Origin of the sequence: Polaribacter sp. NJDZ03 (assembly GCF_019263805.1) — a bacterium.
In the GTDB taxonomy this organism is placed as follows: domain Bacteria; phylum Bacteroidota; class Bacteroidia; order Flavobacteriales; family Flavobacteriaceae; genus Polaribacter.
Map to the genome: position 1 here is coordinate 3,455,567 of NZ_CP079195.1, position 13,148 is coordinate 3,468,714.

The following is a 13,148-nucleotide window of genomic DNA, read 5'->3' on the forward strand; positions in this document are numbered from 1 at the left end:
GGTTTTTTCTCCTTACTTATTCTTCTAATGCCCTTTATCATGAAAAAAAATAAAAAGATATGGTATTTTCTTCTGTTATTCTTTTGTAGTTTATCTGTAACTGAGGTTTCTGCGCAACAAGAAAAGTTACCCACGTATTTTTCAAATAATTTATCTCAGTTAGGTCCATATAATACTTCTTTACTTATGGATAATAATAATTTAATGACAAATGAGAATGGTCTGAATAGCTTATTTAAACAACAATCAGGAAACATAAATAGTGTAGTACTTAACCAGGTTGGGTTTGAGAATAATGCAGATATAAAGAGTTCTAATCAGACTTCTCAAAATGTAAACCAAATAGGAAATGAAAACTATTATAGTTTTATTAATTACTATAATAGTAATCCTATCAACTTTGGTGTTCATCAACAAGGTAACGCTAATTCGTTACAAATTTATGGTACAAATTCAATGATGAACGGAGCTGCTATAATTCAAAACAGCAATAATCAGGCACTTATTATTAAAAACTATTAAATGTATTTTGCTAAAATTTATTTTTTTATTTTATGTTTAATAAGTTGTAGCATTAGTTTTAGTCAATCTAAAAATGATGTTTACGGTAAGATTAATATTGATAAAAAAGACAATTTTATTACTTTAAAAGCAGAAGTAAATAATGATGGTTTGCTGCATATAGATAAGTTGTTTTATAATTTAATTGCATTAAAAAAAGGAAAAGGAGGTAATTACTCTAACAATAGACAGTCTGGGGAATTTTCTATACAACCAAACGAAAACATGGAGGTTTCCACCATAAAAGTTAACTTAAATGGAGACGAAGAATTAAAAGTTTATTTATTTATTAAAAAAAACGAAAAATTAATATCTAAAGATTCACTTTGGATATTACCTAAAAATATACAGCAGGAAGTTGCTGAGAAAACAGATGAGAAAGATTTTTTTCTTAAAGGTATAGTCGTAGATGAGGCTATAACTAAAATTGGTAAAGATTATCATGATCTTTTTTATCAATCGTATTTATTGTCTGGAATAAAGCATCCTTTTATTATAAAAATAAAAGAAAAACCAGGTATGGGGAGAACGAGTATTATTCTCGTAGAGGTTGAAGAAATTAAAATACATGAGTTCTTTTCTAGACCAGATGAAGAATTTTTAAAATTGAATGTAGGTGTTGCATTAGAGCGATTATACTTTTATGCAAAACAAAGGGAAGAGTTAAGAAAGAAAAGTAAAATGTAAAATAAAATTGTTATGAAAGATAAAGTACTGTTATTGGTGTTATTTGTTTGTTTTACTGGTTTTTCATTTTCTCAGCAATTGGTTTATAAGTCAATAAACCCATTTTTTGGAGGAGGAGATTCATTTGCATACCAGCAGTTGTTAGCTTCTGCAAATGCTCAAAATGATTTTCAAGAGGAAAATACAAATCAATTTACACAATCTTCAGAGATAGATAATTTTACAGATACTTTAAATAGACAATTATTAAACTCACTCTCACAGGGCTTATTTCAGGAACAAATTGGCAGTCAGGGATTAACAGAAGGAACTTATGTTTATGGCTCTTTGGTTGTAGAGGTTAGTCCAGGTGTTGGTGGATTGAGCGTAAGTATTTTAAACACATCAACAGGAGAACAAACTCAAATAACTATTCCAAACAATTAATTGAAATCTATGAAAAGGAAGTACTTTATTTTATGCTATTTCCTAATAGCAATGTTTTTTTCGAGTTGTGGAACTTATTTTAACCAACCTTTAGATCAGTCAAGAGCTAGAATTGGAGAAAATTCATCTCCTGAAATGTCTATAAAAAGTTTTTCACCAAAAGAAAAAACGGTAGTGGGTGTTTATAAGTTTAGAGATCATACTGGTCAATATAAACCAGTAGAAAATGGTTCTACTTTTAGTACAGCTGTTACACAGGGAGGTACTTCTATACTATTAAAATCATTAGAAGAGTCTAATTGGTTTAAGCCAATTGAAAGAGAGAATATTGGTAATTTATTAAATGAAAGACAAATAATAAGAAATACTCGACAAGAATATGCTGGAGATAATAAACCTATAAAAATGCCACCATTATTATTTGCAAATTACATTGTAGAAGGTGGTGTTGTGTCTTATGATTCAAATATTATTACAGGTGGTTCTGGTTTGCGTTACTTTGGAGTTGGTGCTTCTGGAGAATATCGACAAGACAGAATAACGGTATATTTAAGAGTCGTTTCTACATCAACAGGTCAAATTCTTAAAAATGTGTACGTATCTAAAACTATTTTGTCACAAGGCCTTTCTGCTAATTTGTTTAAGTATGTATCTTTAAGAAGGTTGTTAGAGGCAGAAACAGGTATTACAAAAAATGAGCCTGCTCAATTAGCGGTTAAAGAAGCTATAGATAAAGCTGTAGAGTTATTAATTACAGAAGGTATTATAGATGGTATATGGGAACCTAGTGGAGGACAAGAAGTTGTAGATTTTGTAAAAAAGAACTACAAGAAAGAACAAGAAGAGGCGGAGTTAACAGAATTATTTAATAGAAAACAAGAATATAGAAGAGGTAAGATTAGTGTTGGGGCTGTGAGTGGAGTGTCTAAAATTGTTGGTGATTATTCTGATGCTGAGTTTGGTTTGGGAACAGATATGCTACTTAAATTCATGCTAAATAAATCTAGATTTGCATTTTCTTTAGGGTTAGGTTCTAGCACGCTTTCTAATAAAAATATATTTGAAAAAAGGATTTATGATTCTAATGTAAATTTCGAATACTATTTATTACCTAAGGATAGGATAACTCCTTATGCTTATGTTGGTGTTGGTTCTATTTCAACTAAAAACTTAAGTGATAACTATTTTAAATATCAATATGGTGTTGGTTTAGAGTATCTTATTACAGATAAATTAGGACTTATCTTAAGGGGGGAGCAAAATATTATATCAACAGACAATTTAGATGGTTTGGTTAGGGGAGATAAAAATGATAAAATTTGGAATGTTAGAGCAGGAATTAATTTCTATTTTTAAAAAAAAAATAAATTAGTATGAAAACGATACAAAAAATATTAATTCTTATAATAGTAGGCCTATTTTTTAGTTGTGGAGAAGACGATACTATTGATAGTGTAGCGTTTGGAGTAATCACAGGAAAGGTGGTGGAAACAAGTAATTTTGAACCTATTGAAAATGCTAAAGTAACCTTGTCTCCAACAAATAATACTACATTTACAGATGCGAATGGAGAGTTTTCTTATGAAGAGGTTCCGGTAAATGAATACTCTATAGAGGCTTCTAAAGAAGGTTTTCTAAATAGTTTTGAGCCAGTTTCTGTAGAAGTAGGTGCAACAGTAAATATTGTTTTTGAAATGCAGGTAGAAACTGCTTTTAATGTTCCGCCAACAACGCCTGTATTGTTAATGCCAATGGATGGTGCTTTAGATACCGATAGTTCAGTAGAGTTGGTTTGGTCTTCTTCTAGTGTAGATGATGATGAGTTAACGTATAGATTAGAGATTAAAAATGATTTTGATAATAATATAATTCAAGTTCAAAATCTTAGTGATACAACTTATGTAGTTCCTAATTTAAAATTTGGAGGTAAATATTTTTGGCAAGTAGCAGTAACAGATCATATAAATTCTGAAGTGTTAAGTACTTCAAATTCATTTACAGTAAAGGGTGATCCAGAAAATAGGTATACTTACGTTAAGGTTGAAGGAGGTAATACTGTAATTTATTCAGCTAGTTTAGATGCCGATTTTGATGAAATTAATACTGTTAAATTAACAGAATCTAGCGCGAATTCTTGGAGGCCTAGAAAAAATAACACTGTAAATTTAATTGCTTTTTTAAGATTGTATAACAACGAGGCCCATATTTTTACCATGAAACCAAATGGTTCGGAGGTAAAAAGAGTAACTTCTAATATTCCTGTTAATGCTTTTGATTTGAATGAGGTAGATTTCTCTTGGTCAACAACAGGAGATCAACTTATTTACCCAAGTTTTGATAAGTTGTATAGAATTAATAAAGATGGTAGTGGTCTTCAAATGGTATATAAAACGGCAAATGGACACTTAATTACCGAATGTGATTGGAGTAATGACGGTACTAAAATAGTGTTAAGAACAAATAATTCTGATGGTTATGATGGTGCTATTTATACTATTGATATGAGTGGAAATGTACTAAATACAGTTGTCTCTGCAAATGTTGGTGCTTTAGGTGGCTTAAATTTATCTGTAGATGGCAACTTGTTAATTTATACCAAAGATGTAAGTGATTTTCAATCATCAAATTATAGAAGGTTGAATAATAAAGTTTTTAAATATAATTTTTTAACAATGATAGAAACAGAAATGATTCTTTCAAAACCATCAGGGTCTAATGATTTAGATCCTCGTTTCTCACCCAATGAAGCAGAAATAATTTATGTAAATACATCTAACGATGGTATTTCGGAAAAGAAAATATTTACATCTCCAATTGATGGTGATAATAGTAGAGAAGAAATTTTTTCAGGAGCAATTATGCCAGATTGGGAGTAATTAAAACGGAAATATTTAATAAGAAAAAACCAAATGATCAAAAATCATTTGGTTTTTTTATGATGGCAGATAAAAGAAAGTTAAATTTGCAGCTAACAACACAACAACATGAGTCAAGAAGTTTCTAAAAGATACGCACAAAGAGGTGTTTCTGCATCTAAAGAAGATGTACATAATGCAATTAAGAATATCGATAAAGGTTTATTTCCGAAGGCATTCTGTAAAATTGTTCCAGATTATTTAACAAATGATGATGATTATTGTTTAATCATGCATGCAGATGGAGCCGGAACAAAATCTTCTTTGGCATATATGTATTGGAAAGAAACAGGTGATATTTCTGTATGGAAAGGCATTGCACAAGATGCTTTAATTATGAATATTGATGATTTATTGTGTGTTGGTGCAACAGATAATATTATGTTGTCATCTACAATCGGTAGAAATAAAAGTAAAATTCCTGGAGAAGTTTTATCAGCAATCATTAACGGAACGGAAGAGTTAATCGAAGACTTAAAAGGTTTTGGAGTTACCATTCATTCTACCGGAGGTGAAACTGCAGATGTGGGCGATTTAGTGCGTACAATTATTGTAGATTCTACTGTAACTGCTCGTATGAAGCGTACAGATGTTGTTGACAATGCAAATATAAAAGCGGGTGATGTAATTGTTGGTTTAGAGTCTTTTGGACAAGCAAGTTACGAGACTGAATATAACGGAGGAATGGGTTCTAACGGATTAACGTCTGCAAGACACGATGTTTTTCATAAATATTTAGCAGAAAAATACCCAGAAAGTTTTGATGCTGCTGTTCCTGAGGAACTAGTATATTCTGGTAATACAAAATTAACAGATAAAGTAGAAAATTCTCCAATTGATGCTGGTAAATTGGTATTGTCGCCAACAAGAACTTATGCACCAATTATTAAAAAGATTTTATCTAATTTTTCTTCGGATACAGTACACGGAATGATTCATTGTTCTGGTGGAGCGCAAACAAAAATTTTACACTTTGTAGATGAGTTACACATTGTAAAAGATAATATGTTTCCAATTCCACCATTATTTAAGTTGATACAAGAGCAGTCTAAAACAGATTGGAAAGAAATGTATCAGGTTTTTAACTGTGGTCACAGAATGGAACTTTATGTTACGCCAGAAATTGCAGAAGATATCATCGCTATTTCTAAATCGTTTAATGTAGACGCAAAAATTGTAGGTAGAGTAGAGGCTTCTGAAACTAAAAAATTAACAATTACAACTGAGTATGGCGTTTTTGAATATTAAAAAGCCGAGTCATTCTTAAATTATAATAAAACTAAAAACTCCAAATACTTTTAAAAGTATTTGGAGTTTTTTAGTTTTGTTCCGCTAAAGTGTTTGAGCATGGTTAAATACTAACGTTAGTAAATAAATAACAGATAGAAAATCTGCAAGAATTTTTTGTAACTAAAAAACCAAGCAATAAATTATATAGGTTGATTTGTGTATGCTTATCTTAAATATGGATTCTACAGTTTATGTTTTCTAGAGATAATTTCTAGTTTTAAATATAAAATATAAATATGTCATTTTATTGTCTCTAAAACCGACAATTATTCATAATTATGACAAAATTACAGCGAATAACCTCTAATAATTGCGCTAAAAACTAATGAATCTATTTTGGTATTCTATTTGTTTAAATTGATCATGAAGTCGTAGAGATTTCAAATTTGAAATAATGTTTAATTTAAAATTTTGTAATTATGAGCAATTTAACAACTGTTCCTAAAAATGGAAGTTTAGCGAACAGCAATTCAAATCAAAACTTCCCAAATTTGTCAAATTGGTTAGATGACATTTTTAATAGAGACTTACCATCCGTATTTACTTCAAACTTTAATACTGGTATTACTTTACCAAAAGTAAATATTAAGGAAACGGCAGACGCTTTTATGGTAGAAATGGCTGTTCCTGGTCTTAAAAAATCAGATTTCCATATTGACCTCGATAATCTCGTATTGTCCATTTCTACAGAAACGAAGGAAGAAAAAGAACATAGGGAAGAAAATTATACTCGTAGAGAGTTTGGTTATTCTTCATTTAAAAGAACCTTTAATTTACCAGAAAGTGTAAACGATGAAAAGATTAATGCAAATTATGAAAATGGTATTTTAAGTATTCTATTACCAAAAAAAGAAGAGGCAAAACAAAAGCCTGCCAGAAGCATTAAGATTTTATAATTGTTTTACTAAATTTTAGAGTAAAATATTAAGATGGATGCTGATTCTTTTCAGCATCCTCTTAATTATAAGTTGAATTCTTTAAAATTATAATGATATGATAAGAAAGTTTTCTGCCAAAATAAATTGATTAAATAATCGACACTTGTGGTTTGTTAAAAAGAGATACTACAAACCCAAAATTTAGTTTAACTTAAAATATAAAGTGATGAAAAAGTATATTTTAATATTTATGGTTAGCCTGTTAAGTATTGGTTGTAAAGGACAAGAAAATAAAACTAAAAAAGTTGAAAAGGGAGCTCATAAAACGGATGTAGTTGAAGCGCCTAAAGGCACTTGGAAAGTTGATAAAGAATTTGATAAAAACGGAAATTTGATTAGATATGACAGTCTGTATTCTTGGTCTTCTAAGGACGAGTTCGATAACCTCTCGTTATCTGATAAAGATAGTTTGATGCAATCTTTTAAATCAAGATTTTTCTCCAACTATTCAGGGTTTGAAAATCAAGGGTTTGATCATGTTTTTTCTCAAGATTCACTTTTTAGCAAACATTTCTTTAATGATAATTTTTTTGGAAGTAATTTTGGTAAGGACTTTATGGACATTGATAAAATAAGACAAAAAATGATTGTAAAACAAAAGAAATTTTTAGAAAAATATCAGTCAGAATTTATCGAAAAAAAAGATGAAAACTAAATAGTTTTCGTCTTTTTTTTCTTGTTAGTTTGTTATTTTGCTTGTGGCAAATTTTTTCTATGAGGTTAGCGCGTTTTAAGCATTGAATTTACTAAATAAAGCACGAACGGAGAAATTCCGGAAGAATTTCCTAAGAGAGCTAAAACCAGCAATTAATTATACACGGTGTTCTATGCAGTTTTTATTCATCATAATATTTGTCGGCTTGTTTTTCCGACCAAATTTCAAATGTATATACCCAATTTTTTGATAAATCAGCAACAGCTTTGTTCGTCAGTTTATATTCAGACATTCAAGTGTTTATTCGCTTTTAATGATTCAAGGTGTTTTTTGGGGTCAAAATCATGAGCAATTCCGCTGTCAATTCCTTCTTTAATTGCATTTTTAAAAGCAATAACCTTGCTTTCTTCTTCTTCTTCCAAAAGTCTTAATCCAGCACGAATAACTTCGCTAACGTTTTTAAATCTTCCGTCACTAATACTACTTTGAATGAATTGGTCAAAATAATTCCCGAGTGATATTGATGTATTTTTATTCATTTGAAACTAATTTAATTCAGATATACCAGAATTTGGTATAATCTTAAAATTTTTCTCAAATTGCGTAGAACGTGTTTGTGTATGATTAGTGGCGTGTTTAAGCACGGAATTTAGCAAATAAAAACCGAATAGAAAAAAATCGCGAGGATTTTCGTAAGTAGGCGAGAACTAGCCATTAATTATACACGTTGTTGTAGCACGTTATTTTTCTATCAAAGCGTTTTCAATTTCTTTTTCAACTGCAATTGAAGGTTCGTTAATATTCGAGTTAATTATTTTCCCATCTTTTCCAATAAGAATATATCTCGGAATTGATTTAATATTATAATTATTTCCGAATTCGGTTCGCATACCGTTTTTTATAAATAGATTTTTACCAAATTCTTCATTTTCCTTATCTAAAAACGATAACCATTTGTCTTTTGAAGAATCTACAGAAACTAATAAAATTTCTACCTCATTATTATTTTTAAATTTTTCAGCTAATTCAAGAACTTTTGGTCTATGTCTTAAACAAGGTCCGCACCAAGTAGCCCAAGTATCAATAAAAATGACCTTTCCAATTAAACTTTCTAAATTAAATTGATTTCCAAATTTATCTTCTGCCTTAAATAAATATGCTTTTTCTCCATTTTGTGAAGCATAAAAAGAAGAAGATGGTTGTTCTATTAAACTGTAATAAATATTAGTTTTTTCAGAATTTAAAGTTTGAGTTAAAACTTCTGTATTGAATAGTTTTTCGTGTTTTTCCCAATATGAAGGATTTTCTATCAATGATTTGATGTAGTTTGCTTTCAAATAATCTGCTAAATCTTTACTGTTTGTCTTTTTTTCTATAAACCGTAAAAAATCAGTGATACTTTCTAAGGATTTATTTTTCCTTAAAAACTCTACTTCGTATTTATAAAGATAGATATCGGGAAGAGATTTTAATGTTTTAGAAGCTTTTGGAATCTTCTCGATAAAATCAAAATAATTATCATTAGGTTTTAAGCCTTTCGAAATTCTACCAAAGAAAAACAAAAAAGAATAAATACGAGCATCATTTTGAAAATCAAGCACTTCTAATGTTTTTGAACTGAATTGGTCTTTGAATTTGTTAATTTCGGTTTCTCTTTTTACTCTAAATCTTTCAAACAAAATAGGTATAGAATCTGTATTTTGAGTTGTAAATATGAATGAACTATTTTCTTGGATGAATTTTAAGTTACTTTTCCATAGGTAATTAACTAAAGAGTCGCTTTTGTCATTTGTTGTTAGTGTAGAATCCTTTAGAACAGAAATGTTCAGATTTTTATTTTGCTCCAGTATTGTAAGGTATATTTTGTCATTTTTTTTTGTGTGTATTCTCGCTACTGTTGGATAATCTAATGGAATGTTTTTTATTTCTTTATTCTCGTAAATTTTAGTAATTGGTTTTCTAGTAATCAATTCTGAAATATAGATTGTATCTAATTCAATTTCTGAATTGAGACTAATATTAAATCCAGTACTTTTTTCTTTGCAGCTATGGAACAGGCATAAAGTTGTAAATAATAATATGTATTTTGATTTCATTTAGTAGTTTTTTTTAATGTGCTACAACGTAGTATTTAAGGAAAGTGCGGATTTAATAATTAATAAAAATATATATAATGAAAGAACCCAAAAAGATATTAGCAACATTAATAAGCGTAGGTACTTTTCTTGATGCAATAGGCTATAATAATGATGAAATAAAGGAAAATATAAGACTTTCTAAAGAAGGACTAAATAAAGCATTTTCTTTAAATGTTGTTGTTGCAAGTTATTCTATTGACCAAGTTCGTGAAATTGCACTAGAGCTTACTAATGCAGCAATGTACGGACACTCGCATAAGTTGACTAGATTTGAATTACAAGACAAGTTGAGCGAAATAAAAAATAAACACGGACTTGATTATAAAAAAGGAGTAGATAATATTTGAATAATTTGTTACAACTCCATATATCAAAATAAAAACTTTTATTATCTCGATTCATAGCTGATATAAAAGTACAAAACAAAAAGGAGTTTTTATTACGGTTTTCCGTAGTTTAAAATATTGGTTAGTGAAAAGTTGTGCAAAAAGTATAATTTAAGACATTTTTTTATCCAATAAAGTCCTTTATTTTTTATACAAACAAGCTAAAATAAATTTAAAATACTGATAATAAGTAGTGTGGTTTAAGGCTATGAGAATTTAATAAAAAGTAATTTATTTGTTAACTTTTCTGTGTTAATAAGTTTTATTTTATTGATTTTCAGTTATCTATGTTTTTTTCTTGTAGACTTTATGATAATTATCACCTTTTAGGTTGTACATTTGTGGGATATTTATCCAATAAAAAAACAATCTAATTGCTGTATCATACAATGAAATCTTCTACAACACATATTCCAACAAAAACATACTCTAGAGACGAAGCTTTAAAAGCAGCTCTTAACTATTTTAAAGGCGATGAATTAGCTGCAAGTGTGTGGTTAAATAAATATGCTTTAAAAGATTCTGCTGATAATATTTACGAAAGCACACCTGATGAAATGCATCAAAGAATTGCATCAGAAATTGCTAGAGTAGAGCAAAAATATACCAATCCGTTAACGGAATCAGAAATTTTTGAAGTGATCAAGAATTTTAAATATATAGTGCCTCAAGGAAGTCCGATGGCAGGTATTGGAAATCCTTTTCAAATTGCATCTTTGTCAAATTGTTTTGTAATTGGTAACAATGGCGAATCCGATTCTTACGGAGGAATCATGAAGATAGACCAAGAGCAAGTACAATTAATGAAACGTAGAGGTGGTGTTGGACACGATTTATCTCACATCCGCCCCAAAGGATCTCCAGTAAAAAATTCAGCATTAACATCAACAGGAATTGTTCCTTTTATGGAACGTTATTCTAATTCTACAAGAGAGGTTGCGCAAGATGGAAGAAGAGGCGCTTTAATGTTGTCTGTTTCTATCAATCACCCAGATGCAGAAGATTTTATTGATGCAAAACTAGAGCAAGGAAAAGTTACTGGAGCAAATGTTTCAGTAAGAATTGATGATGCATTTATGAAATCTGTAAAAAGTGACGGTAAATACACACAAAAATATCCAACATTTAGTGAAACTCCTTTGTATACTAAAGAAATAGAAGCAACTAAAATTTGGAAGAAAATTGTACATAATGCATGGAAATCTGCAGAGCCAGGAATTTTATTTTGGGATACCATTATTAATGAATCTGTGCCAGATTGTTATGCAGATTTAGGCTACAAAACAGTTTCTACAAACCCTTGTGGTGAGATTCCTTTATGTCCGTATGATTCTTGTAGATTATTAGCGATGAACCTATTTTCTTATGTAGAGAACCCGTTTACTAAAAAGGCAGTTTTCAATTTTGAATTATTCAAAAAACATATTGTTATTGCTCAAAGAATGATGGATGACATTATTGATTTAGAGTTAGAAAAAATTGATGGAATTTTAGCAAAAATAGCTGCAGACCCAGAGGAAGAAGTTGTAAAGGCAACAGAAAGAAACTTGTGGATGAATATTAAGCACAAAGCCGAAGAGGGGAGAAGAACCGGTATTGGTATTACTGCAGAAGGAGATATGTTAGCGGCTTTAAATGTTCGTTATGGAAGTGAAGAAGGAAATGTTTTTTCTACAGAAGTACATAAAGTTTTAGGGGTTGAAACCTATAGAGCGTCTGTTAATTTAGCAAAAGAAAGAGGTGCGTTTGCTATTTTTGATGCAGACAGAGAAAAAGACAATCCTTTTATTTTAAGAATAAAAGAAGCAGATAACAAACTGTATAAAGAAATGCTAGAGCATGGTCGTAGAAATATTGCCTTGTTAACTATTGCACCTACAGGAACTACCAGTTTAATGACGCAAACTTCCTCTGGAATTGAGCCTGTTTTTATGCCGGTGTATAAGCGTAGAAAAAAAGTGAATCCTAATGATAAAAATGCACGTATAGATTTTGTAGATGAGGTTGGAGATTCTTGGGAAGAATATGTAGTTTTTCATCATCGTTTTAAACAATGGATGGAAGTAAATAACATAGATTCTTCAAAGAATTTTACGCAGATAGAAATAGATGAATTGGTTAAAAAATCTCCATATTATAAAGCAACGTCTAATGATATTGATTGGAATAGCAAAGTAGAAATGCAAGGAGCTATCCAAAAATGGGTAGATCATTCTATTAGTGTTACTGTTAATTTACCTAATGATGCAACAGAGGAGTTGGTTGGAGAGTTGTATTTAAAAGCTTGGGAAGTTGGCTGTAAAGGGGTAACGGTTTATAGAGATGGTTCTCGTTCTGGAGTTTTAATTGCTGCAGATGATAAGAAAGAGACTACAACAACTAATTTTTCTAAGAAACGTCCGCAAGTATTAGAAGGAGATGTCGTTCGTTTTCAAAATCAAAAAGAAAAATGGATTGCCTTTGTTGGTTTGGTAGACGGAAGACCTTATGAGGTGTTTACAGGATTGGCAGATGATGAAGATGGAATTCTAATTCCGCGTTGGGTAGAAAAAGGATTTATTATTAAAAATAAAAATGAAGAAGGGGGTACTCGATATGATTTTCAATATCAAAATAAAAGAGGATATAAAACCACTATTGAAGGTTTGTCTCATAAGTTTAATCCTGAATTTTGGAACTATGCAAAATTAATTTCAGGAACCATTCGTCATGGAATGCCTATTGATAAAATTGTAGAATTAATACAAAGTTTACAGTTCGATTCAGAATCTATAAGTTCTTGGAAAAACGGTGTACAACGTGCTTTAAAACGTTATGTAGAAGATGGTACGGAGGTAAAAGGACATACTTGTGAAAATTGTAATTCTACAAATTTAATTTATCAAGAAGGTTGTTTAACTTGTAAAGATTGTGGTTCTTCTAAATGTGGATAGACTAATTTATATGATAAAAAAAAACGCCAAATACGTAAAAGTATTTGGCGTTTTTTTATAGTATTTATATATGTTTTATTGCGTGTAAAAAGAGGCTATCGTTTCTAATTAGATACGAGTAGTCTTTTTATCTTTTAATTTTTAGATACACAAAAATAAAAATTTGGCAGACTTAATAGAGGTACAAAAACCTCACAGAAAACCTATAATAGCTATGTT

12 protein-coding genes and 1 pseudogene are annotated in these 13,148 nt (G+C 29.9%); 10 read left to right on the forward strand and 3 right to left on the reverse strand.

All coding sequences use genetic code 11. The features are described from left to right. Nucleotides 1–39: 39 nt before the first annotated feature. From KV700_RS14660 to KV700_RS14695, 8 genes are all read left to right on the forward strand, one after another. Nucleotides 40–522, forward strand: coding sequence for a hypothetical protein (locus KV700_RS14660; RefSeq protein ID WP_218598323.1), 483 nt, complete (start codon nucleotides 40–42; stop codon nucleotides 520–522). Further along, complete coding sequence (locus KV700_RS14665; protein WP_218598324.1) at nucleotides 523–1,248, forward strand: curli production assembly/transport protein CsgE; 726 nt, start codon at nucleotides 523–525, stop codon at nucleotides 1,246–1,248. Between the two features lie 12 nt (nucleotides 1,249–1,260). Next, nucleotides 1,261–1,674 (forward strand): curli assembly protein CsgF, encoded by a 414-nt coding sequence (locus KV700_RS14670; RefSeq protein WP_166385556.1) that lies wholly within the window; start codon nucleotides 1,261–1,263, stop codon nucleotides 1,672–1,674. Nucleotides 1,675–1,725: 51 nt separating this feature from the next. Then, complete coding sequence (locus KV700_RS14675) at nucleotides 1,726–3,030, forward strand: CsgG/HfaB family protein (RefSeq protein WP_254712927.1); 1,305 nt, start codon at nucleotides 1,726–1,728, stop codon at nucleotides 3,028–3,030. A 17-nt stretch (nucleotides 3,031–3,047) separates the two neighbouring features. Then, on the forward strand, nucleotides 3,048–4,550 hold the full coding sequence (locus KV700_RS14680; RefSeq protein WP_166385552.1) for a carboxypeptidase regulatory-like domain-containing protein: 1,503 nt from the start codon (nucleotides 3,048–3,050) through the stop codon (nucleotides 4,548–4,550). 108 nt (nucleotides 4,551–4,658) lie between these two features. Beyond that, a complete protein-coding gene (locus tag KV700_RS14685; RefSeq protein WP_218598326.1) occupies nucleotides 4,659–5,837 on the forward strand; it encodes an AIR synthase related protein in 1,179 nt (392 codons plus the stop codon). Between the two features lie 461 nt (nucleotides 5,838–6,298). After that, a complete protein-coding gene (locus tag KV700_RS14690) occupies nucleotides 6,299–6,775 on the forward strand; it encodes an Hsp20/alpha crystallin family protein (RefSeq protein ID WP_218598327.1) in 477 nt (158 codons plus the stop codon). A gap of 208 nt (nucleotides 6,776–6,983) precedes the next feature. Next, complete coding sequence (locus tag KV700_RS14695; RefSeq protein WP_218598328.1) at nucleotides 6,984–7,472, forward strand: hypothetical protein; 489 nt, start codon at nucleotides 6,984–6,986, stop codon at nucleotides 7,470–7,472. Between the two features lie 190 nt (nucleotides 7,473–7,662). On the opposite strand, the pseudogene KV700_RS17320 reads toward KV700_RS14695, so the two are convergent. The 3 genes and pseudogenes from KV700_RS17320 to KV700_RS14705 form a co-directional block, all read right to left on the reverse strand. Next, nucleotides 7,663–7,764: pseudogene (locus KV700_RS17320) on the reverse strand (type II toxin-antitoxin system RelE/ParE family toxin); the annotation flags it as partial. Beyond that, on the reverse strand, nucleotides 7,757–8,011 hold the full coding sequence (locus tag KV700_RS14700) for a type II toxin-antitoxin system ParD family antitoxin (protein ID WP_218598329.1): 255 nt from the start codon (nucleotides 8,009–8,011) through the stop codon (nucleotides 7,757–7,759). The gene KV700_RS14700 and the pseudogene KV700_RS17320, both read right to left, overlap by 8 nt. A 201-nt stretch (nucleotides 8,012–8,212) precedes the next feature. Then, entirely contained in the window at nucleotides 8,213–9,568 is a 1,356-nt protein-coding gene (locus tag KV700_RS14705; RefSeq protein ID WP_218598330.1) for a TlpA disulfide reductase family protein, read from the reverse strand. A 77-nt stretch (nucleotides 9,569–9,645) separates the two neighbouring features. Here KV700_RS14705 and KV700_RS14710 point away from each other — a divergent pair, with 77 nt between their 5' ends. Further along, nucleotides 9,646–9,957: a hypothetical protein gene (locus tag KV700_RS14710; protein ID WP_218598331.1), complete on the forward strand. Its 312-nt coding sequence runs from the start codon at nucleotides 9,646–9,648 to the stop codon at nucleotides 9,955–9,957. A gap of 428 nt (nucleotides 9,958–10,385) precedes the next feature. After that, complete coding sequence (locus KV700_RS14715; RefSeq protein ID WP_218598332.1) at nucleotides 10,386–12,929, forward strand: adenosylcobalamin-dependent ribonucleoside-diphosphate reductase; 2,544 nt, start codon at nucleotides 10,386–10,388, stop codon at nucleotides 12,927–12,929. Nucleotides 12,930–13,148 lie beyond the last annotated feature (219 nt).